Source organism: Hymenobacter qilianensis (genome assembly GCF_014489555.1).
Lineage (GTDB): Bacteria > Bacteroidota > Bacteroidia > Cytophagales > Hymenobacteraceae > Hymenobacter > Hymenobacter qilianensis.
Window position 1 is genome coordinate 3528566 of record NZ_CP060784.1, and the last position, 26197, is coordinate 3554762.

The following is a 26197-nucleotide window of genomic DNA, read 5'->3' on the forward strand; positions in this document are numbered from 1 at the left end:
TAGGCGCGGGCGCGGCGGTAAGGCGCTTCTAATTGGTCTCGCAGGGTCGTTTTGCTGGTCGTGGAGAATGTTTTCAGCGTTGAGAGAGCCTCTTGGTAGTAGCCGCCGTCGAGTTGGAGGCGGGCGCGGGTCAGAATGGGATGCAGGGGGCTTTTTTCCTCAACAAAGCGCTGAGCATACGTGTCTTCCTCTACGATGGTGCGGCCTCCGGCGGCAATCTGCTGGCGGTAATAGTCAGCAGCCGAGAGTTTGCCCCCAGCCAGGCCGCCAGATAAAGCTTGAAAGCAGCGGCCTTGCGGTAGTGCTGCCCCGGTAGAGTTGTAGAAACCTCAGATTTTCGCGCTCCGAAGCCGCAAACTGACCTTGGTACAGCAGCAAGTCAGCGGCCATATGATGGAGATAGGCTACGGGCAAATAGCTGGAGCCAGTAGGGCGGGTCCGGAAAGCCGCCAGCGCATGGTCGGTGCGATGCAGCTTCTTGTTCTGGCTGATAACCAGGAAATTAACCAACAGATTGTCTGGCTGTTGGGCGGCCAAACGAGTAACCAGCTGCGTCGTTTCGTTGCTGCGCCGATAGTATGTTTCTTCAACCAACGCCAGAATAAGCTGACTTTCCAATTGAAAATCGTGAGGACGCTGGGCGGCAGCGCGTAAGTGCTGCAAGCCAGATTCTACGCTGCCACTTAAGCCCAGCAGTCGCAGAAACCAACGATACCCTTCTGGCAGTGAACCGATAGCAAATTCCAGCATCCCCAGCGACTTGCGGGCGGGTAGAAAGCCGGGGTAGCGTTTCGAAACTCCCTGCATCTGCTGATACGCCTGCCGCAGATTCCAGGCTCCTTGGACTTCATGTTCGAAAACCACCTGTAGCACTGCCTGATGAAGCCGAAGCTGGGCGCTTGAATAGTCGCGCAGTGGGCTCTGGGGGGCTTTTTCTAACGTTTCCAGACGCTTATTCTGCGCTTCCAACACAGTCGAATAGAGCTTCGCATCCTGGCTGATCAAAATTTCCACCATCTCCAGGCAATCCGCTACCAGCACAGTGCCGACGTTGGTTGGATCTTCGGTGCGCAGCAGGGCGCGGGCAGCGGGCACGCGCAGTTTTATTACTTCAGCGTAAGCACGGGCTTGCGAAGGGGTAAGGGCAGAAGATACAGGCAGCGTGGCGGATTGTAAAGGCTCGCTAAAGCAGGCGCAAAGGGTAGCAACGAACATCAGCAAGACCAAGACTAGCCGCTGTGCTCCTCTGCGTAACCAAATATGCTTTTCGGCCGAAAATCTCATCTGCATTTAAACAAGAAAAGGAACGACGCCGGGCCGTTCCTTTTCCACAATCAGTGCTTTACTTAAAGTTATGCAGCTTTCAAGTCTACATCAGCCAAAACCCGTCCGCAGTGCTCGCACACGATGATCTTCTTGTGTGAGATGATATCGGCCTGGCGCTGTGGAGGTACTGTATTAAAGCAGCCACCGCAGGCATCGCGCTTCACCGTCACCACGGCCAGGCCGTTGCGTACGTTGCCGCGGATACGCGTGTAAGCCATGAGCAAACGCTCCTCGATTGGCTTCACTGCGCCGTCGCGCTCCGTCATGAGCTTTTTCTCGTCGGCTTCGCTTTCACCCACAATGGTTTGCAGCTCGCCCTGCTTGTTTGTGAGGTCTTTACGACGCTCATCGAGGCGCTGCTTGGTGCCGGCGATGTCGTTGTTCTTTTGCTCAATCTGGTACTGAGCTTCTTTTATTTTCTTCTCCGAAATCTGGATTTCCAGGCGCTGCAACTCGATTTCCTTGGCAATTGCCTCGTACTCACGGTTGTTGCGCACGTTTTGCTGCTGCTCCTCATACTTGCGAATAAGACCTTCAGCGTCTTTAGCGGCCTGCTTGCGCTGCTTGATCTGGTCATTAAGTCCCGAGATTTCCTCGTCGAACTTACCTACCCGCACTTCATAGCCGATAATCTCATCTTCTAAGTCACGGACTTCCTCGGGTAAGTCGCCGCGCACGCGCCGAATTTCATCGAGCTGCGAATCAATGCGCTGTAGGTTCAAAAGGGCCTCCAGCTTGTTGGCAACGGGGGTTTCCGCGGTAGGGTTAGAAGTCATAACGGACGGGGTTGGTGAGGGTCTCTGCGATTAAGACCGCAAAAGTACTCGAAAACGTTGAGGTTAGCAATTCCTGAAACAGCTCACTGGTGAATTGTTCGCTCTCAAAATGACCCACGTCGCAGAGCAGTAAATCGCCTTCCGGGCCAAAAAACTCGTGGTACTTTAAGTCGCCGGTCACGTAGGCGTCGGCGCCGGCCGCACGGGCTTTGTTTAAAAGGAAACTGCCCGCGCCCCCGCACAAAGCCACACGGCGGATGGGTTGGTCATACTCGGTGTGCTTCACGACGGGCACGCCCAGAATAGCGCGTAGCTGCTGCCGAAAAGCTGCCGGCGTTAGCTCCTGCGGCAATTCGCCAATCATGCCAGCGCCTACCTCCTGGTTTTCGTTTTCGAGCTTCACGATTTCATAGGCAACTTCCTCGTACGGGTGAGCCTGCTGCAGCGCCCGTAGCACTGGCTTCTGCCGGTGCAGGGGCAAAAGTACTTCCACACGCTGCTCGGCAGTGGTTTCGGGCTGGCCCGGTTTCCCCTGAAAAGGCTGAGTAGCAGAACCGGGCGTGAACGTGCCCACGCCATCGGAGCGAAAGCTACAGTCAGAATACTCACCAATTTGACCAGCTCCGGCCTGGTAAAGAGTCTGCAAAACCGCGTCGGTGTGCGTTGGCGGAACGTAGGTAATCAGCTTGGCCAGATTGCCGCTTGTGGGGGCCAAAATGCGTAGGTTCTGCAAGCCAAGCTTCTCACCAAGCTTGCGATTTACGCCGTGGCGCACGTTATCGAGATTGGTGTGAGCGGCGTAAATGGCGATGTCATTTTTCAGCGCCTTTAATAAAGTGCGCTCCACTTCGGTAGCGCCGGTCAGACTTTTTAGGGGGCGAAAAATGACGGGATGGTGAGCCACGACTACGTTGCAGCCTCGGCTCAGAGCCTCGTCGAGGACGGCGGGAGTGCAGTCGAGCGCAATCAGGACGCCGGTTATTTCCGCTTGAGAATCACCACATTGCAGACCGGCATTGTCATACGATTCCTGGTAGGCGAGGGGCGCCGCCGTTTCGAGGGCGCGGGCAAGGTCAGCGACGGTAGGCATTTTTTAAGGAAAAGGTAAAGAAGGGCGAAGAACGGACAAACAAAAAAAGAATGTCATGCTAAGCTTTATTTACTAGTTGGTTACATCCGTAAGCACATCCACGTAGCGCGCTATATGCGCGGACAAATCGCGCCGCTTGTATTGCATCAGATAGCGTGGATGGTCCAGAATATGAATCTGGTCAAACAGCTGAAGCTCCTTGTTCCACCGCGTGAAATATTCTCCGTTGCGGCGTCCCAGACAGATGGCAGCGTCGCGGCGCAGACCTACTTCGTGTACCTGTAGCTGCAAAGAAAGGCGGATGGCCGGATTCAGCGCGGCGGTCAGGGCAGGCGAGTCGTAATAGTTGTAGTTGCGGCCCTCGCGCAAAAGTACCAAGGGGTAGAGCGAGCCCAGATAAAAGCTGTCGAAGAAAACCGTCGGGCCGCCTAAAGCCCTGATTACTTCATGTATAAACTGACTTGATGGCTCGCGCTGCTGGGGCAGCTCATTCGGGATTCCGCAGGCGGTCAGGGCTACAGGATCGGTGAAAGCTACGCCGGTGCGGCCATTGCCCAGCCGGCCCGGATTAATGCCTAGCAGCGCCACCCGAGAACGATTGTCGGCGTAGTAGCGGCTGGCAAACTGCGTGAGCAGCGTCTGGGGAGCCTCCTCCTGGTAAGGGCTGAAAGCCAGCACGTTGTCGGGCAGTGAGGTAGGCAGGGGAAAGCTGGTCAGAAAGTGCAGAAGGCGGGCGCCGAAGGTGGACATAGTAGCAGGACAGTTAGCTGTGCATACGTATGACTTGCCTGAAACAGTAAAAGTGGCGTACTCTGCATTTCCGCGTACTTTTGCCCCCCAAGCTTTATTATTCTCCATGCCACCTTTCTTGGTCTTGCTGCTGCTCCCGTTTGCCTGGCTTTATGCCGGGGTGATGGCAGTGCGCAACTGGTTGTATGATAGAGGCTTGAAATCGTCTTTTGCTTTTGACACCCCGGTAATAAGTGTCGGTAACCTACGCGTGGGGGGCACGGGCAAAACGCCTCATGTAGCTTGGCTGGTGGCTGAGCTACAAGCCTGGGGGGCAAAACCTGCCATTTTGAGTCGGGGCTACGGGCGTAGTACCAAGGGCTTCCGCCTAGCCGATGCTGCTGCCACCGCCGCCGCCATCGGCGACGAGCCGTTGCAGCATTATCAGGACTTTGGGGGGCAAATTCCGGTGGCCGTGGCCGAGGATAGGCGGGCGGGCTTAACCCAACTGCTGGCAACTCGCCCTGACCTGACGACTGTGGTACTGGATGATGCCTACCAGCACCGCCGCGTCCGCCCCACGCTCAGCATTCTGCTTACCGAGCAGCAGCGCCCGTTCTATACCGACTATGTGCTGCCCGCCGGGCGTCTGCGCGAAAGCCGCGCCGGAGCCCACCGCGCCGATGCCGTGATAGTTACGAAGTGCAGCGAGAAGCTGACTCCAGCCGAGCGCGAAGAAATAACCCGCAATGTTCGGCGCTATGCTCGGCCTCATGTGCCGGTTCTTTTTTCAACCTATACCTACGGCGAGCCCATAGCGGTAGGCAGCCAAAAAAAGCCCCCCGGCATTGATATCGTGCTGCTTACCGGCATTGCGCAGCCCGAGCCGCTGCGGGCATATCTGGCGGCGGCCGGCTACCGTATCAGGCACCACGCCAGCTTCCATGACCACCACGCTTTCACGGCGGCTGAGGTGGCTGCGGTAGCGGCACAATTACAACCGGGCCACTGCGTTTTTACCACCCAGAAGGATGCCGTGCGCCTGCTGGAGCCTGCCTTGCGGGCGGCGGTGGTGCAGCTGCCTGTTTTTTATATCCCAATTACCGTTCAGTTTCTGGCCGATGACGCCACCCGGCTGCGGCAGTTGCTTTCTCCCTACTTTCAGCCCCAAGCTGTTGTCTGACATTTCGCTGTTCTCGTTGTTCTCTACATCTGTGCCCAACTGTTTGGTATCTGTCCATGCGCTGCCAGGTAGCCGGCTTTCTCGCTGGCTTACAGGGCTGCTGCTGCTGCTGGGGGCTTTTTTGACCCACGTACCACGCAGGCTCAGGTCGTCGACGATACTACCAAAACCCTGTACGGTCCCAAAACCACCCTCGTCATTCGGGAGGCCGATGTGCTACGCGAAAAGCACGAGGGCCGCATGGTAGATACCACCCTGGTGGGGATGCAGCAGGCCCGCAACTGGTACCACGACAGCACATTTCAGCAGGACCTGGGCAACGGCGGCACGGCCTCACGCCGTCTGCTTTGGGAGCCGAATACCCAGCTGGGCGCGCGTCTGGGCCGCAATGTATTTGATAAGTACATGCGCAACTCGGCCACCATTCCGTACTACGATACTCGCTCGCCCTACACGTTTTTTCGCTTTGTGCAGGGCGGCACCGGCGAGCAGGTATTTGAGCTGTCGTACAGCCGCAGCATTAAGCGCAACGCCAATGTGGGCTTCGCCTACGAGCGGTTTGCCTCAAATAAAATCTTTACGGATGTAGGTTCTGAGGGCCTGACCAAGCACTCGGGCGTGCTCTTTTTCGTGCGCTATCAAACCACCGATGACCGGTATCACTTGCTGTTCAACGTGAATACGGCCCGCCATGAAGCCATTGAGCAGGGCGGTATCGTACCCCAGCCCGAAGATATCGGCGACGACAACCGCATCCTGACCCAAAACCTTTTGGAGTATGATGATGAGCGGGTATGGCTAACGCAAGCCAGAAACCGCGACGACCGCGACCGTATCCATCTGGCCCAAACCTATCGGCTGCTGGGTAAAGGTCTCACGGCTTTCCACGTGATGGACATAAGCCGCCAGACCAATCGCTACAACGACGACGCCATTCCGCGCGGCCCCACCGACCCACTTTACTACCCGCGCACCCGCCTTAGCCCTAATGTTACGAATGATCGGGCGACGTTCGAGCAGGCCGAGAATAGCGTAGGGGTGCTGGGAGCCACGAAGCTGGTAGAATATCGGCTGTACGGCCGCCACCGCTTGGCGCGCCTGTCGGCCAGCAGCCAGATTGAGGAAAGTGTTCAGGAAGATAATGTGCCTATACGCACCTTCAATCAGATATTTCTGGGGGGCAATGCGGCATTTAAGTACCGCATATTTGGGGTGGAAGCCGCTGGAGAAATAAAAGTGCCTGACATTTCGGCGCCCGGCGAGGCGAGCCGCGTACCCGAGTATTGGGGAAAAGCAGCCGCGCGTACCGGCCCAATTACGGCCGAGTTCTACAGCGCTTCTTATGCCCCAACGCTCACGGAGCGCGAATTCAGCGGCAACCATTACGTGTGGAACAACTACAGTCGTTTCGAAAATACCTTCGTCAATCAACTTACCGGTCGCCTCGATCAGACCCTGGGAAAGCAGCGGCTGCAAGCATCGGTAGCAGTGGCCAATATTTCGAGCCTCGTTTACTATAACCAGCAAGCGGAGCCCGCCCAGCTCTCCGAGCAGCGGCAGTTGGTTATCGTTGGGGTGCGGCATCGCTTTCAGGTCGGCAACTTCTTTGCCGACAACCAGGGCACCTACACGCTGGGCGGCGACCAGGAAGGACTACGCATTCCCAGCCTGGTGGCGAACGCGAAGGTGTATTATCAAGGCTACATCTTCAAAAAGGCGCTGTTCGGCCAAATTGGAACAGAGTATTATTACCAGTCGCGCTTCCGGGCCTACGATTATAGCCCCAGTACGCAGCAGTTTTTCGTGCAGGATCAGTTCAGAATCCGGCGCTATTCCCTGCTCGATGCCTTCGTGAACATCGATATTCGGACGGTATCGGTATTCCTGAAAATGGCTTATCTCAACCAGGGCCTGCACCGCAATGGTTATTTCACCACGCCCTATTATACCGGGTTGCCCCGCCGCTTTGAAGTGGGCCTGAAGTGGCAGTTTTTTGATTAGAAGTAATGGTTAAATGGTTGGGGGTTAAATGGTTGTTCGTTCTGGCAGCCTTACTAATCGAACAGCCATTCAACCCCCAACCATTTAACCATGTATCCCGTGGAACAAGAGCCGAAAGAAAAAACCATCCTCAAGCTCAAGCTCAATACCGACCCGCGTTGGGTGGATATTGCCAGCAAGAACATTGAGGATATTCTCGTCGACCATGCTTATTGTGAGCAGAAGGCGGCCAGTACGGGCATCAGCCTGATTGTGAAGTATCCCGAAAAAACGCGGCTGGTCGATGAGCTGACTGAGCTGGTAGCCGAGGAGTGGTCTCACTTCGAGCGGGTGCTGCACGAACTGCGCAAGCGCGGCCACGAGCTAGGCCGTCCGCGCCGCGACGAGTACGTGGTGCAGCTCATGGCTCATGTGCGCAAAGGCGGCGCCCGTGAGCGGCAGCTGATGGATCAGCTGCTGGTAAGCGCGCTGATAGAAGCCCGTAGCTGTGAGCGGTTTAAGCTGTTGTGGAAACACATTCCGGACCCCGAGCTATCGAAGTTTTACTACGAGCTAATGGTATCGGAAGCCGGGCACTTCGTCAGCTACGTGGAGCTTGCCAAGGAATATTGCGACAAGCAGGAGGTAGATGCACGCTTGCAAGAGCTACTGCAAATTGAAGGCGAAATCGTAACCAACCTCCCCGTGCGCGACGACCGCATGCACTAGCATGCGGCTACGGTAACTACGGCTGAAAGCTTCATGAGCTGGTAAAAAGTAAACACCCACCAAAAAAGCCCCCAGACAACTTCTGGGGGCTTTTTTGGTGTGGCGATAGGAAGTTGTTTGAAGTAGGGCTTAAAGTGACAGAACGCGGTAGAGACGTAACATTTTGCGTCTCGCCGTTGTACAATTGGCGCTAACGACGAACCCAAACGGCGCAGACGATAAGACGCAAAATCTTGCGTCTTATCGTCTGCGCCGTTCCTGTTAACTTAAAATACCTTTTAAGAAATCTGTTTTTCAATAGGCTGAGGCTGACCTTCTTGTTCCTCTGAGTGAGAAGCCAGCAGGCCCGGTGGCACACTTAATTCACCGGTTTGCGCGTCGATGAGGCCATTGCGTTCCTCCTCAATGTTGGTAGCTTGGGTATACACGTCGCCGGCGATGGGGCGGGCGCGCAATTCGCGTTTGAAATCGCGAATGCGCTCCGTGCGCTCATTTGCGTCTTTGGGGCCACCGTAGTCGGGAAAGCCGAAACCACCCCACTCACTAACGATGAGTGGTACCTGGCGGCGGAAGAAAAACGGGTCGCCCACGACGAGCGGAAAGGCGGCTGTGCCTTCCATTTCGCCCGCAACAAGGCGGTCGAGCAGCTCGCGCCAGCGGTCCAGGTCGGGCGTGTAGAGGTGGGCCGTGAGCAGGTCGGACTTCAGGCGGCCGGTGTGCGAAATGTGGTGCCAGCCATCGTTATCAACCACCAGAAACTGCGGGTGCGCAATTTGCATATAGTGGTACATATCAACGATATAAGACCGCGTTTCGGGGTTGGTAGCAATATCCTGTGCGCCCCAGTCCTCATTATACAAGCTCCAGATGACGACTGAAGGGTGCGTTTCAATCAACGCCACCATCCGCAGCAGCTCGGCCTGATGATTTTGGCGGCTGCGCGGGGTAGAGCTGTGCGGGCTAGGTACTTCCACCCAAAGCAGCAAGCCCAGCTCATCGGCTAGGTTATAGATACGCGGATCGACACCGGCGATGTGCACGCGCACCAGGTTGCAGCCCAGCTCCTTCATCGCATACATATGACGTCGCATTTCCTCGTAAGTGGCCGTGCCCGGCTGGTACAGAATCCCATCGAGGTAGATGGGCTGGTTATTCAGGTACACATAGCGACCTCGGGCTTCTATTTTGCGCAGCCCGAAATACGTCTCAATTTGAGCCGTGTACTGCTCAGAGTCAATAAGCTGGGCCACGATACGATACAGGTGAGGCGAGCTGGTTGACCATAGCTTCGCGCCAGGCAGCTCCAGCACCACTCGCTGCGATTTCTGGCCGGCCTCTAAGCGCAACGGAAAATCGGAGGTAGCTAGCGGAGTGCTGTCGTCGGCCATATCGCGCTCAAATACCTTGAGGCGCAGGGTATAGCAGCCGGGGTCATGGACACGGGTGGTGAAATTGAAGCGGACCAGTTGGTCTTCCACTATGCTCACTACACCCACGCGGGAGCGAAGACGGTTGCGCTCAACTACTTCCAGCCATACGCTGCGCACCGCGCCGGTGTAGGTTTGGTACCAGATACCGCCGCGCTTATACACGTGCGACTCCTGCTTGCCGCGTGGGGTCTCGGCATCCATCGTGTCGGCAATGCGCACGGTAAGGCGATTCACTAGGTGCAGATTTTCCTGGCGCAGCTCGTAAGAAAATGACGTGTACTCGCCGTAGTGCACATCTTCGCCCTCAATGGTGCGAAGCAAACGGCCATTCAGCCACACCCGTGTTTCGTAGCCGCAGGCCCCAAACGTCAGCTGGAGCATGGTGCGCGACTGTTCCAAAGACTCGTCCAGCTCCGGCAGGGTGAATTCACGCTCATACCAGGCTACGATCTTATCGTTCCAGCCAGTGGAGTGGGGGTGTTCTTTGGATTCTATCATGTGCTCCTCGATGGAGCCCGGCCATTGGGCCGTGTGCTTGTAGTCGTAGCCCAGGTGCCAGCCTTCATGCAGGCCCGCGTCGGCCTCGTCGATGGCAAAGCGCCATTCGCCGTCGAGGAGAGAATAGGAGTTAAATCGTAATACCGCCCGGGGCAGGGGGTTGGCGAGGTCTTCGGGCAGGCGGTCTTCTTCTTTGCTAGCCGAAAAGCCGTAATTGGAATGATCAAGATCCATACGGACGGGGTTAAGGGTAGTCGGGGCGAACGTAAATCAGGGGCAAGTGTAGGCAGGGTTCCGAAATTTGCCCCCCAAGTCCTCCATACGGCCTAATTCGTTTCGTGTATGAATATACGGCAAAGAACCTGTGCTTTCGCGCCGGCTTGCCTTCCGGCGGGTACAGTGGAGCCTGGCTCAACCTTACAAAACACCTGAAAGATGAATGTGAAAATATAGAGGCACACTGTTTGTAGAAATAAATTAAATTTCACTGAAGTCAGTTCAGCAGATACGTCAAGACAGACAGTAGTTTGTGCGTTACTGAGTTGAATATTTTTGTGATACCTGGATAATGCGCATATTTATAGCCATGAAAAGCATTTGTACTCTCGTTTTGTTGTTTTGCTCATCCGTGGCCTTTGGTCAGACAGCAGCACCAGCCACACCTCCTACGCCGACGCCCTCGGTTAACTTTTGTGGACAGAATCTAGAAGTTGCAGAGGGCTGCACGAGCACAAGCCCGTACCAGATAAAGTGCGATAAATACGACATGACTTGGATTTACATGGATTACGCAGTCATGAAAACGGCGCCAGAGGAATTTGCCAGGCAAATGAAGAGAGAGCACAAGCGCACCGACATGGCGCCCTTTGAGTGCTACATAGCCGGCAAGCCGGCTAAAGGCTTTAAACTAAGCTATATGACGGATGCAGGCGGCATGGCCTACCAGCTCATCGTATCGGGGGTGGCCAATGGGCAGCCCGTACTGGTGCAGCTGACGCTGGATATCGACCCTTATAAGAACGAAGACATCCCGGCGCTGCCCCGTCAAATTGTGCAGCTTACCCCAACAGCCCAGCTTACTACCGCAAAGTAGTAGCAGCGTAATGCATCAAAAAAGCCCCTCAGAAGTTTTCTGGGGGGCTTTTTTGATGCTTGAGTTTTCGCCCAGCGTGTTAGGTCAACGTTTCTCAGGTCTTCTGCTTTTTCTTCTTAGCGGCCGGAAACAGGATGTTGTTCAAAATAAGTCGGTAACCGGGTGAGTTAGGGTGCAGGGCCAGGTCGGTGGGCTCCTCTTCCACCAGGTGCTGGTAGTCTTCGGGGTCGTGGCCGCCGTAGAAAGTCCAGGTGCCTTTGCCCAGCGTGCCATGCATGTAGCGCACCTCGTTGGACTGCTTGTTTTCGCCCATCACAATGACGTCGGACTTCACCAGGCTTTTACGAAAAGCGGTGGTTTGGCCCATAAAACCCTTCACCGTTTTCTCGTGGTTCTGGGTGAGCATGGTGGGCACCGGGTCATATTTGGCCGAGAAGGTGAAGAGCTGAAAATAGTCGTTGTCTTCGTACACGCCGCGCTCGTAGGGCTGCATGTCGATGCTGGAGTATTCGTACTGATATGGGTCGCGCACGAGCTGGAAGTCCTTGAAAGCCAGCGTGCGGTTGAAGTTGAGCTTAGTCTGGGCCGTAGGATCGGCGGGGTCACCATCGTACATGCTTTCTACCATATCGAGGCCCAGGCCAGCCAAAGCAATATCATAGGAGTCAGTGGCCGAGCACATGGCAAACAAAAAGCCCCCGCCGGCAATAAACTCCTGCATTTTCACCGTTACGGCCCCCTTCATCTGGCTTACTTTGGCGAAGCCGTTGCGCTTGGCGGCCGCTTCCGAATCGCGCTGCTGCTGCTGATACCAGGGGCGGTTGCGGTAAGAAGCATAAAACTTGCCGTACTGACCCGTGAAATCTTCGTGGTGCAGGTGCAGCCAGTCGTACTTGGGCAGGTCGCCGCGCAGCACTTCGTCGTCGTAAATCTGGGTGTAGGGAATTTCGGCGTAAGCCAATACCATAGTCACGGCGTCGTCCCAGGGCTGCTTATCCTTGGGCGTGTACACCGCGATTTTGGGCACTTTCTCCAGCTTCATAATGTCCATATTGGCATTAGGATCAGCTATTTCTTGCAAAATGCTGCCGTACTGAGCTGAAGAAATCACCTGAAAGCTCACTCCGCGCACAGTCAGCTCATTTTCAATGCCCGGCGCTACGGCACAGGAAAAAGCCCCCCCGCGATAGTTGAGCAGCCAATCGACCTCCACCTGCTTGCTGAGTAGCCAGTAAGTGGCGCCGTAGGCTTTCAGGTGCTCTTTCTGCGCCGCATCCATCGGAATCAGAATCTGGTTGGCCCAGGCGGCCAGCGGAGCCCCCAGCCACAGGGCCGCCAGCAACAGAAGAAGCGAAAAGCGTTTTAGGATCATCAGATGCTTGAAGTCAAAGAGTGAGCAGACACAATACAGGCTATAACCGGGATAGGCAGATAACGATTAATCAGGCAAAGACGGATACAGAACGAAAAAAGGCAGCGCTTAGCCATGATTTAAAGGTAGCAAAACCCGGCTGGAATCTGCCCAAAACCGGCTAACTTGCATCACCAGGCATCGGCCCAAATCAAGGCTGCCAGCTAATACAGGCCGATTTGAAAGGTTTTTTCTCGGTCTTCTTCTTTTCGTCTTGTCGCCCTCAGGCCGCTATTATGCACTTGCTAGAAAACATCCGCGAGGCTTTCCGTTCCATCCAGAGTAACCTGCTGCGCACCGTGCTCACGGCCCTTATCGTGAGCATCGGCATTATGTCGCTGGTGGGCATTCTCACCGCCATCGACGCCATCAAGTCGTCGCTGACCAACACGTTTGCCAGTCTGGGGGCCAATTCTTTTGAGATGACGGCCAAGGGCTACAACAACCGCTTTCGGCGCGGCGGCGTGCAGGGGCGTACCTATCCGGCCATTAACTACTTACAGGCCCGCCAGTACAAAGAGCGCCTCGGCGACGATGCACAGGTGGGCATTTCCGCCTTCATCACCGGCGCTACCGAAGTAAAAGCGGGTGGCCTCAAAACCAACCCCAATATGCAGGTGGTAGCCGGCGACGAGAACTACCTGCGCATTCAGAGCTACAACCTGGAGGCCGGGCGCTCGTTTTCGCCCTCTGAGCTGGAGGTGGGCGCCAATGTGGCCATTGTGGGTACCGAAATCAAGGACAAGCTATTCCCCAATCAATCCGCCATCGATCAGTACGTGTTTTTTCTGGGCCAGCGCTTCCAGATAATCGGGCAGCTCGAAGCCAGCGGCAGTGGCATGGGCGGGGGCGGCGGCGCCGACCGGCTCGTGCTCATCCCCCTGATTACCGGCAACCAGCTGCCCCGGCAGCGGGCCCTCACTTTCGACATCAAAACCGCCACCACCGACCCCGACAACCTGAATTTTATCATGGGCCAGGCTACCGGCATCATGCGCGCCGTGCGCGGCGACCGGCTCGGGCAGGAAGACTCATTTGAGCTGGAGCGCAGCGACTCCGCTGTGGCTACCCTCGATAGTTTGTCGGGAAACCTGCGGATGGGGGCTTTATTGTGGGCTTTATTACGCTGTTAGGCGCCAGCATCGCCCTCATGAATATCATGATGGTATCGGTGACGGAGCGCACCCGCGAAATCGGGATTCGGAAGGCTCTCGGCGCCACAGCCCTGCAGATTCGCCAGCAGTTCCTCATTGAAGCCATCGTGATTTGCGTGATGGGCGGCGCGCTGGGAATTGTGCTGGGCGTGGCTGGGGGCAATGCTATTTCGCTCTTTATTCCTGGTGGTGGGGAATTTTTGGTGCCCTGGCTGTGGATGATAATTGGCCTGGTGATCTGCGTAAGTGTTGGCCTGGCCTCGGGCTATTACCCCGCCAGCAAAGCCGCCGGCCTCGACCCGATTGAGTCGCTACGCTACGAATAGGAGCGGAGGCCTTGGCTTCGCCAGCCTGACTGAATAATAAACGCCCGCCTCTGGATACCGGAGGCGGGCGTTTGCATAAGACAAAACCGGGCTCTTGTCTGTCGAAATTTGCTTCGAACTTGCTCCTAGTTATCCGCACCAGCTTACCTGTGGCCGCCACGCCACACGAACTGTGCACTTACAAGTGCCACGCGAGTTACGGCCTTGAAGCGCGTTATCATTGCTGTTCCAGCATCGGTATAAAAGCTGAAATGAAGATCGATAGTTGAGCAGCGCTGCACTGACAGCAGGCTTTTATAGAAGTCGCGATAGTCAGAATTTGAAATAAGAAAATTGCCCCTCAGAATTTACCAAAGAAGAAAATGCTCAGCTTCTGCACATCTCTACCGAATCAGAGCGCAGAGACAATAAACAAAAAAACGGTCATGCAGAGGCGGAGCCGAAGCATCTCGCGTGCTGACGCAGGATTAGTAACCTCATGACCGCAAGCGAGATGCTTCGGCTCCGCCTCTGCATGACCGCCTTTTGTTAGTAAAAAATCCTCACAGTCCGCGTAGGCTCGCTAATCATCTTTATAATAAGAAGTGTATTACTCACCTAATTCTGCACTGAATATCCCCCTCAAGTTGAAAGAAGATAATGCAGCAAAGTTTAAGTAAAAAAGGATGCTTTTATTCATTTGGTTATATCTTGCGAATTATAACGCAACAACCTTTTGAATATGGCTGAAAATGCAACTGTTGGTCAGCGCTTTGCGCAATTTATCGCCTACCTGGGTATCTCTAAAAATGCCTTTGCTGCGTCGCTCGACAAGACAGCTACCGTGATTCAGCACTTGGTAGATGAGCGAAATAAGCCGGGGTTTGACCTTTTGTGTAAGGTATTTGAAGTATATCCAAATCTATCAAAAGACTGGTTGTTGCAGGGTGTGGGGCCAATGGTGGCGGAGCAGGCGGAAGAAACGCATGATTCTGCGCGTATGGAACCCGCCTCAGCCAAGCCGGCGCCAGCCAGAGAAAAGCCCCCCGTAGCCGCTGCGGCCGCTGCCCCGCTGGCTGCTTCCATTGCAAAACCCGCCGCCGAAATTTCTTCACCTAAAACCCCAACTGCGCCCGAGGCCGAAGTCGCCGCCCCGATAGCGGCTCCAGTTGCCGCTGCTCCCGCGCTACCACCCACGCCAGAAACGCCCACAGCAGTTGCATCAGCAGCAACACCCCCAAACCCCGTAGACCCCGGCTGGCAAACTGCTCTTTACACGCAGCAAATGGCTCACCAGCTGGCCATGGCCGAGATGCGTAATCATCATCTGCAGGAGCAGCAGCGGCTGATGCAGCAGATGCTGGATTTGATGCGTAAAGCCATCTAAATCGCGGATTCGCCGGATTTCGGAGACGATTTGATTGACCTAAAAAAGCCCCCAGATTAGTTCCGGGGGCTTTTTAGGTCAATAAATGTGGTGAGTGTAGTAGTAATTAATCGTCACCAAAATCCGATGAATCCGCGATTCTGAATCAGGCAAACACGCCTACTTCCTCTGCTTCCATTTGCCCTTGTGGGTTAACTGCCGTGAGCCGTAGGCGCTTCAGTTCGCCTACCATTAGCGGGTCGTATTTGGCAGCTACGCGGATGTAGTTGGGCGTAAAGCCTTCCATTACGCCATTGGTCACGTCGTCTTCGAAGAGGACTTCCGCTTCCAGACCTGCGTGCTGAGCGTAGAAATGACGTTTTTTCTTTTCCGACAGGCTGCGCAGCTGCGTGGTACGCTCGTGGCGCACGCGGTCCTGCACGCGGCCGGGCAGGGTGGGCGCCAGGGTATTTTCGCGCTCCGAATAAGGGAAAACGTGCAGGTAGCTGATATCCAGATCGTTCAGGAACTGGTAGGTTTCCAAAAAATCCTCCTCCGTTTCGCCCGGAAAACCTACGATTACATCTACGCCGATGCAGGCGTGGGGCATTACTTCCTTAATGAGGCGCACCCGGTCGGCGTAGAGAGCGCGGCGGTAACGGCGTCGCATCAATCCCAGAATCTTATCCGAGCCGCTTTGCAGCGGAATGTGAAAGTGCGGCATAAACCGCCGCGACTGCGCCACAAAGCGAATCACGTCGTCGGTAAGCAGGTTGGGCTCGCAGCTGGAGATGCGGAAGCGGTTGATGCCATCCACGTTGTCCAGCGCTTGCACCAAATCGTAAAAGTTTTCCAGCCGCTCCCGATTTGCCCCCTGCAAACCGAAGTCGCCCAGGTTTACGCCGGTGAGCACAATTTCTTTTACGCCAGTAGTCGCCAAACCCTGCACGCGCTCTACCACGCTCTGCACGCTGCCGGAGCGACTGTTGCCGCGAGCCAGCGGAATGGTGCAAAACGAGCAGGAATAGTCGCAGCCGTCCTGCACTTTCAGAAACGTGCGCGTGCGGTCACCGAAGGAGTGGGCGGCGTGAAACTCGGTGGCGGCGCTGATGGGGCTGGCGTACACCTGCGTCTGGGGGCTTTTTCGAAGCCGGCCAGAATATCCACGAGCTGGAACTTCTCGGCCGCGCCCAGCACGGCATGCACGCCTGGAATCTCGGCTATTTCCTGGGGCTTAAGCTGCGCATAGCAGCCCACAATGGTCACGAAAGCCTCCGGATTGTGCTTCAGAGCCTCTTTTACCACTTTCCGGCACTTGCGGTCGGCGTGGTCGGTGACGGAGCAGGTGTTGATGACGTAAATATCGGCCGCGTCCTCGAAGGGGACTTTGCGGAAGCCGCGCTCCTCAAACTGCCGCCCAATGGCGGACGTCTCGGAGAAATTGAGCTTGCAGCCCAGCGTATAAAAAGCAACTTTCTTGGTTTCCATAAGAAGCCGCAAAGGTACGAAGGAACACAGGTTTTAGCACTGATGCACAATGCAATTGCCCAAATGCCCCACCAGAAGCTACCCTGCCCAAATGGTGTAGAGACACAATATTTTGCGTCTCATGGTTGAACGACTGGAACCACGCCACCTAAACAACATCAGCAACGACGAGACGCAATATTTTGCGTTTCTACATTGTTCTGCTATTCTGGAGGTTTAGCGTCGACATTAGGCAGTTTGTGTTGCTTGTTGTAGGCGCTGCATTAGCTCTGGCAAACTCAGTGGAGCCATTTCAGTGGCCGTTAGCAACGGAATCAATTCGTGAGAGCCATTTTCCCAAAATACAGCTGGCAACTCCTGCTTGCTGTGTGCCGGGAACTGCTGCTGAAACTCGTCGCGGTGCAGGAAACGAGCTTCTACGGGCAAGGCCTGCAAAAATTCCTTCCATTCAGCCCGCATGCTGGTGAGGCTGTAGGTGATGCCGCACAGAGAGCAGGCGTAGGTGCGGGGCGAAAAGATTTTGTGCGCCGTATCCAGCAAGGCATTGGCTAAGCCTGCATCGGCATTATAAACGAACAAAAGCTTTTTCATGGCGAGGCCGTTATTTCTGCAGATAATCCTCGAACGATACCTGCTGATACGCCTGGCCTTGCTGCACCTGCGCCTCGGGTACCTTCGCCCCCCGCGAAATCACGCGCCGCGCGACGTGGTCGTAGGTGACGGCGCCGGCCGGCGTGAGCATGCCAAAACCATCGTTGAAGTTATAAAACGCGAAAGATTTGCCCCCGGCCGCAGCAAATCGCGGCCCCAAGCGTACTCCTGGGTCGGCAGATTGAGCTGCGACAATAAGGTGGTAGCAACGTCAGTTTGAGTTCCAAAGCTGGCAACCACGCGGCCCCGCGCTTCCGGCCGCAACGCGCCGCCCGCCAGCACCAGTGGAATATGAAACTTGGCCGGACTTTCATTGGAGGAGTTGCCGGGCAACGGGTGGCCGTGGTCTGCCACCAGCACCACGAGCGTATTGTCCCACCACGGCTGCTGGCTGGCCTGGCGCAAAAAGCGGCCCAGGGCCCAGTCGGTGTAATAAATGGAGTTGCGAAACAGCGCCGTTTCATTGGTGCCGGGAAATTTCTTCGGAATCGGAATATCGAAGGGTTCGTGGCTGCTGAGGGTGAAGGCCGTGAGGAAGAAAGGTTGGGTGGCGGGCCTTTGGTTTAAATCGGTGAGAATGCGGTTGAAAAGGATGTGGTCGTGGGCGCCCCACTTGGAGTTTTGCTCCTGGGGGGCAAAATCCGCGCGCTCGGTGAGTTGGTCGTAGCCGGCGGCCACGAGGTAGCTTTTCATGTTGGCAAAGGCCAGCTCGCCCCCATAATAATAGGCGCTGCGGTAGCCGGCCTGCTGGAAGGAGCGCGCCAGGTGGGGCAGGCGCTCCGTTTTGCGCGGCACCTTAATAATGCTGCCCGTGGGCTGGTTGGGGTAGCCGCTGAGCAGCGCCACGAGGCCTTTCTGGCTTCGGTCGCCGCTGGCGTACACGTTTTTAAACAGCACGCCCGTGCGGGCCAGACTGTCCAACGTTGTCGTTACGCCCCGCTCGCCGCCCGTGCTGGCCACAAACTTTGCGGTGAAGCTCTCCAGAATGATAAACAGCACGTTAGGCCGAGGCGTGCGCAGAATATTGTTGCCCGAATCGGCCCCGGTCGCGGTAGTCGGGGCCGCATAAAGCTGCTTTACGATGCGCTGGGCTATAGAATCGGGCATGAACTGGTACGGATTCGGGCCCGTATTCTTGAGCATCAGCGAGTTGAGCACGTTCCAGGGCACGTTTACGGCCGCGTGGTTGGCAAAAGACTGGCTGGAGAAATACACGTCGCTCTGATTAATCGGAATTTGCTGCACCCCGCCGCGCATGGGCACCACCAGCAGGGCCAACAGCAGCAGACTAACCAGCGCCGCCCGCAGCCGCCCAAAGCCGGCCGGCAATGCTGGCAGACGACCCACCAGTTTTTTATATAACACCCAGCCCAGCACCAGCAAAGCGCCAAAAACGCCCCCCAGTAGCAGCACGGGCGCACTGCCAGCCGAGGCCATCATTTCCGCAGGTGAGTCAATATACTGTAGGGGAGTAGCATCGAGGCGGAAGCCCCAGGCGCGGTACAGCTCCAGATCGGCCACGGTAAAGGCACTGACCACCACGCCCATTACGGCCGTGTAGAAGCGAATCAGTCGGTCGGTGGGGAAGCGCGGACCGGCCAAATTGCCCCCCAGCAGCAGCACAAACGGCAGAATACACAAATACGCCGCTGTGGAAGCATCCAGCCGCAGTCCGTAGCCAAAAATGCCCCCACGGTAGCCCACGACAACTCAGCCGTTTTGGCCGTGTGGTAACCCAGAAAAATAGCCTTCGCGGCCACAAAAAAAACCAGCCAGAACAAAAAATACCATGGCTGGAAGGCAAAGCGGTTTCTCACGCCGCAAAGGTAGCGCCGTAGGGAGAGAATGAAAGCAGAGCATTTTCCCTGACAGTTGCTGCCACCAGAACATCATGCAGAGGCACAGCCGAAGCATCTCGCGTGGTGACGCAGGGTTACTAATCCTGATGAACATGCGAGATGCTTTGGCTGTGCCTCTGCATGACGTTCTTATAATATTTAGGTGTATTTTATCAAAAGCAGCTGTTATTTTCCAAAATGACCCTGAATTTGAAGGTGTATTTGGAAAATAAAGCATCATTACTATACATTTGCCATAGAAATACTAACCCCGCTCAAACTTTACATGGCAATTCTCCGCTTTAAAGCCCTCGAACTCGTAGATCAGCGCCGGCCTATTCCGGTGGTTCAGTCTGGGGAGCGTCGCTCCGATACGTTCGGCCGCAATGTGTTCAATCTGGATGCCATGCGCGCCACTATGCCGGGCGAGTATTTCAAAAAGCTACAATCGGCCGTAAAGCAAGGCACGCCTGTAGAGCGTAGCGTGGCCGACGCCGTGGCCTCGGCCATGAAAACCTGGGCCATGGCCAAGGGCGCTACCCACTACACCCACTGGTTTCAGCCCCTGACCGGCGCCACCGCCGAAAAGCACGATTCATTTTTCGACCTTAACTCCGACGGCCGCCCGATTGAGAACTTCAAGGGCTCAGCATTGGTGCAGCAGGAGCCCGATGCGTCGAGCTTCCCCAGTGGTGGTATCCGCAATACCTTCGAGGCACGCGGCTATACTGCCTGGGACCCAACTTCGCCGGCCTTTATCATTGAAACCGCTGGCGCCAAAACGCTGTGTATTCCCACTATTTTCGTGGCTTATACCGGCGAGGCCCTCGACTATAAAGCGCCGCTGCTCAAGTCGCTAGCTATTCTGGAGCAGGCTGCAGTTGATGTATGCCAGTACTTCGACAAGGACGTAAACCGGGTAAATACGACCCTCGGTATTGAGCAGGAGTATTTTCTGGTAGATAGAGCCCTCTTCGACGCCCGTCCTGACCTGGTAATGACCGGCCGCACCCTCTTCGGGCACGCGCCCGCCAAAGGCCAGCAGTTGGAAGACCATTATTTTGGTTCGATTCCGAGCCGGGTACACGCCTTCATGCTCGACTACGAGGAAGAGGCCAACCGCCTTGGTATTCCGTTGCGGACCCGTCATAATGAGGTGGCACCCAACCAGTTTGAGTGTGCGCCAACCTTCGAGGACGCTAACCTGGCCGTCGACCACAACCAGCTCCTGATGGACATCATGGAGCGGGTGGCCGAGCAGCACAACTTTAAGGTGCTCCTCCACGAGAAGCCTTTCGCGGGCGTAAACGGCTCCGGTAAGCACAACAACTGGGCTATGAGCACCGACACCGGTGTGAACCTGCTGGCGCCCGGTCGTCGTCCGAAAGAAAACCTTCAGTTTCTGGCTTTCTTTATTACGACTATCAAAGCCGTGCACCGCTACGCTGATTTATTGCGTGCCAGCATCGCTTCCGCCTCCAACGACCATCGTCTGGGTGCCAACGAAGCTCCCCCGGCTATTATGTCGGTGTTCGTAGGCTCGCAGCTCAACTCCGTACTGGATGAGTTGGAGCGTACCGCTAAGCTGCCCCTCGACAAAGGCGACAATATTTACCTCAAGCTTGGCATCGACAAGATTCCGGCTATTCTACTCGACAACACCGACCGCAACCGCACTTCGCCGTTTGCCTTCACCGGCAACAAATTTGAGCTGCGTGCCGTGGGTTCTTCAGCCAACTGCTCCTCAGCCATGACAGTGCTCAACACCATCGTAGCTGAGCAGCTGATCAACTTCAAAGAGTCGGTAGATGAGCTGATTGAGCAGGGCAAGAAAAAGGAAGTAGCCATTGTGGAAGTGTTGCGCGAGTACGTGATTTCATCCAAAGCAATTCGCTTCGAAGGCAACGGCTACTCGCAGGAGTGGGAAGATGAAGCTAACCGTCGTGGTCTGGCCAACGTGCGCACCACGCCGCTAGCCCTCGACGCCCTGATTCGCGAAGACGCGGCGGATCTGTTTGGTCGTCACCAGATTTTCTCGCCCGTAGAGCTGCACGCCCGCCACGAGATTCTGCTGGAAGACTACATCAAGAAAATTCAGATTGAGAGCCGTACTATGGGCGACCTGGCCATCAATCACGTCATCCCGACGGCCATCGCTTACCAAACCAAGCTGATCACCAACATTAGCGGTCTGCGCGAGCTGGGCCTCGACGATGAGTTCTCGCAGGTGACGGTGGACACTATTAAAGCTATCTCGCGTCATATTTCAACTATCAAAACCACTGTGGTGGAGATGATTGAGCGCCGCAAACGAGTAAACAAAATTGAAGATACTCGCGCCCGGGCCATTGCCTACTGCGACGAAGTAAAGACATGTTTCGACGCCATCCGCCGCTCCACCGACAAGCTGGAGTTGATGGTGGCCGATGAGGACTGGCCGCTGGTGAAGTACCGCGAACTGATGTTCCGGCACTAAGCCTAGCGAACAGGATCGGACCGGGGTTGGGTGGGAATTTTCTCCGGTTCCGATACTAGTAAAAAAGCCGTTTCCGGGTGGGGACGGCTTTTTTGTTTGGGTGCTTAGCCAAGCTTACCATAAACATCTGTTTTGAAGCGTAGTATGGCTTTTTGTCGCTAAAGTTAAGTTGCATTAAGCACGCGTCTGCCCGGCGGCTGCCGCGCGCGAAAGAGGACGCAGGCTAGCTATTGCTGGCTTTCCCAGACGCGCCTGCCGTCCCGGTTCCAACCTTTTCTGCTTCCAGGCCCTTGAGAATCATTTGCAGCGCCCACTGCAACAGATCATTGGAAGCGTCATTCGAGAGGCCATTGACATCCTTGTTGACAATCATGGGCTCGATGCCCGTCAAGACGGAGACCGTCTGCTTAAGGCGCTCGTAGTTTGCGGGCTCAATCTGGGCAGCGTAGGGCCGCATCACCGCTTCTAGCGCGTCGAGCCGGCGGGCACCCCGCAGCGACGCACCGCTGCCTTGCTTCACCGATTCAGCCAGGACTACGCTCAGGTATTTGCGGAACGCGGGCTCGTGGCGTTGCGCCAACCCATTGTAGTAGGCTTGCACGTAGGCCAGCGAATCGGCTAGGCCCAGGTGCTGGGTATCCAGCACAAAATCGGCGGGTTGTTTGACCTGGAACGAGAGAGCAGCCTCCGCGCAGAGCAGATCCACGTCGGAAAAATAGCGGTAGATAGTGGCTCGGGAGATACCCAAGGCCTGAGCCACGTCTTCGAGGGAAAAGGCGGCTTGGGTTTGCAGCAAGCGCTGGGCCGTTTCCAGAATTTTGGTGCGGGTCGCTCGTTTCTGCTGGATTCGACCAGTGGTGAGCGTTTTATTTTTCATGAGACAAATATCTCATAAAATTTGCAAACGGGTTAATTTTTTGGTTATGTTTGTGAGACAACTATCTCATAAACTATTTCCTCATGAAAAAAGAAATTATTTGCCTGGGCCACACCCTGACCCTGCACGCATCCTCGGGCGACTACGATTTGCTCGAAGGTGTCACCCTGCCGCAGGTACCCGGCCCGCCGCCCCACCACCATGCCCGCTACCACGAGCTGTTCTACGTGCTGGACGGCCAGCTTGAGTTTCTGGTGGATGGCCAGCCCGTGCCGGTGCGGGCCGGCGAATCGATTGATTTGCCCCCCAATACCGTGCACACCTTCAGCAACGTGGGTGCCGAGCCCTGCCGGTGGCTGAACGTGCACAGCCCCAAGGGCTTTCGAGCGTTTTTTGAGGAGTTCGGCATTGAGGCGGCTCGGGAAGGCGCCTTTGCGGCCTCCGTGGACGCGCAGGTAATTCAGCAAGTAGTAGAGCGGGCTGCTAGCTTCGATATGCACCTCGCCCGGTCCTAAGCTGGTGGCCACACGACTCGGCTCGCGGCAGGAGACAGATCGTCCCGCTCAAGGCCTTGCTCTGTAGATGAAGGCAGTTGATAAACACTTACCAAATCGAAGGAAAATTACTACCTCCGACATGCCAGAACCCAAAGAAATTATTCGCGTGGGCGCCCTGGAGCTGCGCTTTTTGCTCGATGGCGACGATACCGACCAGCGCCTGGTCATGTTCGAGTTTTCGGTGCCGCCCGGGGCGAAGGTGCCCGCCCCGCACTACCACGAGGATGTGGACGAGCTACTCTATGGGCTGGCGGGCAGCATGACGACTACCGTGGCTGGCCAGGTGCGGGCGCTGGGCGTGGGCGAGTCGTGCTTTATCCCGCGCGGCGTGGTGCACCACCACGCCAACCTGGGCACCGAAACGGCGACGGTACTCACCGTGCTGACCCCGGCCCGCATTGGCCCGGCTTATTTTCGGGAGCTGGGGGCCCTGCTACAAGCCGGCGGCCCGCCAGACCCGGTCCGGGTGCAGGAAATTATGGCCAATTACGGGCTAGTCGTGGCGTAAACTCCGCGCCGTCGTGGCGGCTACCGCAGGCTGGGGGGCTTTTTCTGGCTGCTGGTGCTGAAGCCATTACGCAAAATCAATCCTTTCCTACCTACATCCTGAACGCCATGGCTGCCGCCGAAAACAAAGAATTTATGACTCATTTTATTGAGGAAGTCATAAACAAGAAGAACCTCCATGCCATCGACGATCTAGTTGCGGAAGACTTTACGGAACAGGTGCCGTTTCCGGGCCAGGGACCGGGCAGAGAAGGATTAAAGTTTGCTATTACAGCTATGCTCGCCGGCTTTCCTGACATGCACTGGACGGTGCAGGAACAAATTGCGGAAGGGGAAAAGGTGGTAACCCGATTCACCTGGACGGGAACGCACGCCGGGGCCTTTATGGGCATCCCCCCACGAATAAAAAGGTGGAGGTGTGGGGAGTGGTGATGGACGTAGTGAGGAATGGCCGCTTTGCTGAAAGCAGGATACTCATGGATACCGTTGGGTTATTGCAGCAGGTAGGGGTGTTGCCTCCAGCGGCAGCGGAGTAAGGCCAGCTAAAATAAAATGACAACAAGCTGCTGGCCATGCGAACGTTATTGCTGCTCACCCTGCTTTCCACCTGTTTATTCCTAAGCCTGCTTGGGCTGCCGCAGCAGGCGCGGGCGCAAGACAGACCGACCCTGCCGGACAGCCTGCGCCAACGCTTACTATCCCAGCCCAACGATACCAACCGGGTGATGCTGCTCATCGACCTAGCGTTTAACTATCGTAATACCCGGCCTGATACGGCCTACCGGCTCGTGCAGCAAGGGTATGCGCTGGCCCGCCGCTTGAGCTATCCATTGGGCCAGGCGCATGCCCTCAATGTCATGGGGCCATTATGGTGCAACTGGGCGATTACCCCCGCGCCATCCGGCTGATGCAACAGTCCGCGGATCTGAGTGAGTCATTGCTTAATCTGCGCCGGCAGTCGGTAGCGCACAATAACATGGCGGTAGCCTATATCGACCAAAAGGACTACGCGCAGGGCCTGAAGCACCAGCGGGAGGCCTTGCGGTTGTTTAAGCTGCATCAGCAACAGGCCGGTCGGCCGCCCGACTCGCTGCTCCACGCTATCCAGTACTGCAACCTGGGGGAGCTGTATGCCAATAGCGGGCAGGTGGATTCAGCCGAAGCATACCTACGTCTAGCCTTAGTATTTACACGAAATCCAGCCGCCCAGATGGTGCTGCCCAACACGCTGTACGTGCTGGGGGATATTCGCAAGCAACAAAACAATGTGGGCGAGGCATTGCGCCTGTACCGATGGGCCGGGCGCCTGACTCAGGACCCAGCTGAACAGAATATCATTTACTTGCGGCTGGCCACGCTGCATCAGGCAATGGGGGCACGCGACTCCAGCCTGATCTATGCCCGGCAATCACTCCGGGTCGCGCAGCAGAGCCAGTTTCTGACCGGCATTTTGCCAGCCAGCCAACTGCTGGCCCAGCTTTACGAAGGCCGCGACGACACCCAGGCCCTACGTTACTACAAGGTAGCCGTGGCCGCCAAAGACAGCCTGTTCAGCCAGCAAAAGGTGAAGCAACTGCTCACGATCCGCTTTGAGGAGCAGCAGCGTCAGCAGGAACTGGCGGCCACCCGCCAAGCGTACCGAGAACGCTTGCGCAGCTACGGCCTGGCCGTAGCTGCGGGCGTTGGGCTACTGGTGGCGCTGCTACTTTGGCGCACAACGCGGCGGCAGCAGCGCAGCAATGCCTTATTGAGTCAGCAAAAAGGGGAGCTGGACGCCCAGCGCGCCCACGCCGAGCAGGCCTACCAGGTTCTGCAAACCACCCAAGCTCAGCTCATTCAGAAAGAGAAGATGGCCTCCTTGGGCGAGCTAACGGCCGGCATTGCCCACGAGATTCAGAACCCGCTGAACTTCGTCAACAACTTCTCGGAGGTCAGCGCCGAGCTGCTCGACGACCTAGCCGCGGAGCATCAGAAACCCACCCCTGATGCGGCCTGTGAAGCGGCGCTGCTGGCCGATCTGAAAGCCAACCTACTCAAGATCAACCACCACGGCCGCCGCGCCGACACCATTGTGCGGGGCATGCTGGCCCACAGCCGCCAAGCTGCCGGCACCAAACAGCCGACCAAACTCAACCAGCTTACCGATGAGTATCTGCGCTTGGCCTACCAGGGCGCACGCGCCAAGAATCCCGATTTCCGCTGCGACTTGGTAGCGGAGTACGACGAGCGACTTGGTTCTCTGGCCGTCGTGCCCCAGGACATCGGGCGGGTGCTCCTCAACCTATTCAGCAATGCCTTTTACGCGACCCAGCAGCGCTCTGAGCAGCAGGAAACGGGCCATGACTACCAGCCCCAAGTACGGGTGCGGACGCGGCGCGGCGCACAGACCGTGGAAATCCGCGTGTGGGACAACGGACTCGGAATACCGGCGGGGGTTCAGGAGAAAGTGTTTCAGCCGTTTTTCACGACCAAGCCGCCCGGGCAGGGCACCGGCCTAGGTTTGTCGCTGAGCTACGAGATCATCACCCAGGGCCACGGCGGCACCTTGCAAGTGCGCTCGGAGGAGGGGCACTACACCGAATTTAGCCTGCATTTGCCCCCGAGCCGGTAAGGCCGGAGCCAGCACAATCCTCACGGCAGTTCCCCGCGATTCTTCTTCCGGTGCTGATACCCCTTCTCTGGTGAGTTACTCTCGGGCTGATAAGCCGCCGCGCTTGGACAGCCTTATCCTTT

General features: G+C 56.3%; 23 protein-coding genes and 1 pseudogene. 14 read left to right on the forward strand and 10 right to left on the reverse strand.

Features of this window, described 5'->3' with window-relative positions:
• Positions 1-92 precede the first annotated feature (92 nt).
• A complete protein-coding gene (locus H9L05_RS15905; protein ID WP_187731771.1) occupies positions 93-275 on the forward strand; it encodes a hypothetical protein in 183 nt (60 codons plus the stop codon).
• Here H9L05_RS15905 and H9L05_RS15910 read toward each other — a convergent pair.
• The 4 genes from H9L05_RS15910 to H9L05_RS15925 all read right to left on the reverse strand — a co-directional run bounded on the left by H9L05_RS15910 (position 235) and on the right by H9L05_RS15925 (position 3942).
• Positions 235-1095 carry a hypothetical protein gene (locus tag H9L05_RS15910; protein WP_187731772.1) on the reverse strand — a complete coding sequence of 287 codons (861 nt, stop codon included), beginning with the start codon at positions 1093-1095 and terminating at the stop codon, positions 235-237. The genes H9L05_RS15905 and H9L05_RS15910 overlap by 41 nt on opposite strands.
• A gap of 257 nt (positions 1096-1352) precedes the next feature.
• Positions 1353-2102, reverse strand: coding sequence for a zinc ribbon domain-containing protein (locus H9L05_RS15915; protein WP_084447055.1), 750 nt, complete (start codon positions 2100-2102; stop codon positions 1353-1355).
• Positions 2092-3192, reverse strand: coding sequence for a Nif3-like dinuclear metal center hexameric protein (locus H9L05_RS15920; protein WP_187731773.1), 1101 nt, complete (start codon positions 3190-3192; stop codon positions 2092-2094). Before H9L05_RS15920 ends, H9L05_RS15915 begins: the two co-directional genes overlap by 11 nt.
• A gap of 72 nt (positions 3193-3264) precedes the next feature.
• Positions 3265-3942 carry a uracil-DNA glycosylase family protein gene (locus H9L05_RS15925; protein ID WP_187731774.1) on the reverse strand — a complete coding sequence of 226 codons (678 nt, stop codon included), beginning with the start codon at positions 3940-3942 and terminating at the stop codon, positions 3265-3267.
• Between the two features lie 106 nt (positions 3943-4048).
• On the opposite strand from H9L05_RS15925, the gene lpxK reads away from it, so the two are divergent.
• From lpxK to miaE, 3 genes are all read left to right on the forward strand, one after another.
• The gene (gene lpxK / locus H9L05_RS15930) at positions 4049-5104 is read left to right on the forward strand and encodes a tetraacyldisaccharide 4'-kinase (protein WP_187731775.1); all 1056 of its coding nucleotides are present in this window, start codon (positions 4049-4051) and stop codon (positions 5102-5104) included.
• Positions 5105-5317: 213 nt separating this feature from the next.
• Positions 5318-7105, forward strand: a complete 1788-nt coding sequence (locus H9L05_RS15935; RefSeq protein WP_187731776.1) for a putative porin — start codon at positions 5318-5320, stop codon at positions 7103-7105.
• Between the two features lie 99 nt (positions 7106-7204).
• Positions 7205-7813 (forward strand): tRNA-(ms[2]io[6]A)-hydroxylase, encoded by a 609-nt coding sequence (gene miaE / locus H9L05_RS15940; RefSeq protein ID WP_223284499.1) that lies wholly within the window; start codon positions 7205-7207, stop codon positions 7811-7813.
• Positions 7814-8091: 278 nt separating this feature from the next.
• Here the strand turns inward: miaE and H9L05_RS15945 are convergent, their stop codons facing one another.
• A complete protein-coding gene (locus H9L05_RS15945) occupies positions 8092-9975 on the reverse strand; it encodes a glycoside hydrolase family 2 protein (RefSeq protein ID WP_187731778.1) in 1884 nt (627 codons plus the stop codon).
• A gap of 562 nt (positions 9976-10537) precedes the next feature.
• Between H9L05_RS15945 and H9L05_RS15950 the strand changes: the two genes are divergently transcribed.
• On the forward strand, positions 10538-10834 hold the full coding sequence (locus H9L05_RS15950) for a hypothetical protein (protein WP_187731779.1): 297 nt from the start codon (positions 10538-10540) through the stop codon (positions 10832-10834).
• A gap of 94 nt (positions 10835-10928) precedes the next feature.
• Here H9L05_RS15950 and H9L05_RS15955 read toward each other — a convergent pair whose 3' ends face one another.
• The gene (locus tag H9L05_RS15955) at positions 10929-12206 is read right to left on the reverse strand and encodes an asparagine synthetase B (RefSeq protein ID WP_373285380.1); all 1278 of its coding nucleotides are present in this window, start codon (positions 12204-12206) and stop codon (positions 10929-10931) included.
• A gap of 275 nt (positions 12207-12481) precedes the next feature.
• On the opposite strand from H9L05_RS15955, the gene H9L05_RS15960 reads away from it, so the two are divergent.
• From H9L05_RS15960 to H9L05_RS15965, 3 genes are all read left to right on the forward strand, one after another.
• Positions 12482-13378 (forward strand): ABC transporter permease, encoded by an 897-nt coding sequence (locus H9L05_RS15960; RefSeq protein WP_317174988.1) that lies wholly within the window; start codon positions 12482-12484, stop codon positions 13376-13378.
• The gene (locus H9L05_RS26320; RefSeq protein WP_317174989.1) at positions 13357-13725 is read left to right on the forward strand and encodes an ABC transporter permease; all 369 of its coding nucleotides are present in this window, start codon (positions 13357-13359) and stop codon (positions 13723-13725) included. Before H9L05_RS15960 ends, H9L05_RS26320 begins: the two co-directional genes overlap by 22 nt.
• Positions 13726-14446: 721 nt before the next feature.
• Positions 14447-15091, forward strand: coding sequence for a helix-turn-helix transcriptional regulator (locus tag H9L05_RS15965; protein ID WP_187731780.1), 645 nt, complete (start codon positions 14447-14449; stop codon positions 15089-15091).
• A gap of 145 nt (positions 15092-15236) precedes the next feature.
• Here the strand turns inward: H9L05_RS15965 and mtaB are convergent.
• From mtaB to H9L05_RS15980, 3 genes and pseudogenes are all read right to left on the reverse strand, one after another.
• A pseudogene (gene mtaB / locus H9L05_RS15970) lies at positions 15237-16558 on the reverse strand (tRNA (N(6)-L-threonylcarbamoyladenosine(37)-C(2))-methylthiotransferase MtaB).
• A 228-nt stretch (positions 16559-16786) separates the two neighbouring features.
• Complete coding sequence (locus H9L05_RS15975) at positions 16787-17149, reverse strand: hypothetical protein (protein ID WP_187731781.1); 363 nt, start codon at positions 17147-17149, stop codon at positions 16787-16789.
• Positions 17150-17248: 99 nt separating this feature from the next.
• A complete protein-coding gene (locus H9L05_RS15980) occupies positions 17249-18913 on the reverse strand; it encodes an LTA synthase family protein (protein WP_187731782.1) in 1665 nt (554 codons plus the stop codon).
• Between the two features lie 420 nt (positions 18914-19333).
• Here H9L05_RS15980 and H9L05_RS15985 point away from each other — a divergent pair, with 420 nt between their 5' ends.
• Positions 19334-21523, forward strand: coding sequence for a glutamine synthetase III family protein (locus H9L05_RS15985; protein ID WP_187731783.1), 2190 nt, complete (start codon positions 19334-19336; stop codon positions 21521-21523).
• A 223-nt stretch (positions 21524-21746) separates the two neighbouring features.
• On the opposite strand, the gene H9L05_RS15990 is transcribed toward H9L05_RS15985, so the two are convergent.
• Entirely contained in the window at positions 21747-22400 is a 654-nt protein-coding gene (locus H9L05_RS15990; RefSeq protein WP_187731784.1) for a TetR/AcrR family transcriptional regulator, read from the reverse strand.
• 83 nt (positions 22401-22483) lie between these two features.
• On the opposite strand from H9L05_RS15990, the gene H9L05_RS15995 reads away from it, so the two are divergent.
• The 5 genes from H9L05_RS15995 to H9L05_RS16015 all read left to right on the forward strand — a co-directional run bounded on the left by H9L05_RS15995 (position 22484) and on the right by H9L05_RS16015 (position 26075).
• Positions 22484-22915: a cupin domain-containing protein gene (locus H9L05_RS15995; protein WP_187731785.1), complete on the forward strand. Its 432-nt coding sequence runs from the start codon at positions 22484-22486 to the stop codon at positions 22913-22915.
• 121 nt (positions 22916-23036) lie between these two features.
• Positions 23037-23465 carry a cupin domain-containing protein gene (locus H9L05_RS16000; protein ID WP_187731786.1) on the forward strand — a complete coding sequence of 143 codons (429 nt, stop codon included), beginning with the start codon at positions 23037-23039 and terminating at the stop codon, positions 23463-23465.
• Positions 23466-23572: 107 nt separating this feature from the next.
• Entirely contained in the window at positions 23573-23896 is a 324-nt protein-coding gene (locus H9L05_RS16005) for an ester cyclase (protein ID WP_187731787.1), read from the forward strand.
• A 140-nt stretch (positions 23897-24036) separates the two neighbouring features.
• Positions 24037-24372 (forward strand): hypothetical protein, encoded by a 336-nt coding sequence (locus H9L05_RS16010; RefSeq protein ID WP_187731788.1) that lies wholly within the window; start codon positions 24037-24039, stop codon positions 24370-24372.
• Positions 24333-26075 carry a tetratricopeptide repeat-containing sensor histidine kinase gene (locus tag H9L05_RS16015; RefSeq protein ID WP_187731789.1) on the forward strand — a complete coding sequence of 581 codons (1743 nt, stop codon included), beginning with the start codon at positions 24333-24335 and terminating at the stop codon, positions 26073-26075. Before H9L05_RS16010 ends, H9L05_RS16015 begins: the two co-directional genes overlap by 40 nt.
• The last annotated feature ends 122 nt before the right edge of the window (positions 26076-26197 follow it).

Excerpts from the sequence above, each read along its gene's own strand:
- H9L05_RS15945 (WP_187731778.1), bottom strand. The coding sequence starts at position 9,975 with ATGGATCTTGATCATTCCAATTACGGCTTTTCGGCTAGCAAAGAAGAA.
- H9L05_RS15985 (WP_187731783.1), top strand. The coding sequence starts at position 19,334 with ATGGCAATTCTCCGCTTTAAAGCCCTCGAACTCGTAGATCAGCGCCGG.
- H9L05_RS16000 (WP_187731786.1), top strand. The coding sequence starts at position 23,037 with ATGCCAGAACCCAAAGAAATTATTCGCGTGGGCGCCCTGGAGCTGCGC.
- H9L05_RS15975 (WP_187731781.1), bottom strand. The coding sequence starts at position 17,149 with ATGAAAAAGCTTTTGTTCGTTTATAATGCCGATGCAGGCTTAGCCAAT.
- lpxK (WP_187731775.1), top strand. The coding sequence starts at position 4,049 with ATGCCACCTTTCTTGGTCTTGCTGCTGCTCCCGTTTGCCTGGCTTTAT.
- H9L05_RS15990 (WP_187731784.1), bottom strand. The coding sequence starts at position 22,400 with ATGAAAAATAAAACGCTCACCACTGGTCGAATCCAGCAGAAACGAGCG.
- H9L05_RS15925 (WP_187731774.1), bottom strand. The coding sequence starts at position 3,942 with ATGTCCACCTTCGGCGCCCGCCTTCTGCACTTTCTGACCAGCTTTCCC.
- H9L05_RS16005 (WP_187731787.1), top strand. The coding sequence starts at position 23,573 with ATGGCTGCCGCCGAAAACAAAGAATTTATGACTCATTTTATTGAGGAA.
- H9L05_RS15950 (WP_187731779.1), top strand. The coding sequence starts at position 10,538 with ATGAAAACGGCGCCAGAGGAATTTGCCAGGCAAATGAAGAGAGAGCAC.
- H9L05_RS15960 (WP_317174988.1), top strand. The coding sequence starts at position 12,482 with ATGCACTTGCTAGAAAACATCCGCGAGGCTTTCCGTTCCATCCAGAGT.
- H9L05_RS15955 (WP_373285380.1), bottom strand. The coding sequence starts at position 12,206 with ATGATCCTAAAACGCTTTTCGCTTCTTCTGTTGCTGGCGGCCCTGTGG.
- H9L05_RS16015 (WP_187731789.1), top strand. The coding sequence starts at position 24,333 with ATGGTGCAACTGGGCGATTACCCCCGCGCCATCCGGCTGATGCAACAG.
- H9L05_RS15965 (WP_187731780.1), top strand. The coding sequence starts at position 14,447 with ATGGCTGAAAATGCAACTGTTGGTCAGCGCTTTGCGCAATTTATCGCC.
- H9L05_RS15915 (WP_084447055.1), bottom strand. The coding sequence starts at position 2,102 with ATGACTTCTAACCCTACCGCGGAAACCCCCGTTGCCAACAAGCTGGAG.
- H9L05_RS15995 (WP_187731785.1), top strand. The coding sequence starts at position 22,484 with ATGAAAAAAGAAATTATTTGCCTGGGCCACACCCTGACCCTGCACGCA.
- H9L05_RS15920 (WP_187731773.1), bottom strand. The coding sequence starts at position 3,192 with ATGCCTACCGTCGCTGACCTTGCCCGCGCCCTCGAAACGGCGGCGCCC.
- H9L05_RS16010 (WP_187731788.1), top strand. The coding sequence starts at position 24,037 with ATGCGAACGTTATTGCTGCTCACCCTGCTTTCCACCTGTTTATTCCTA.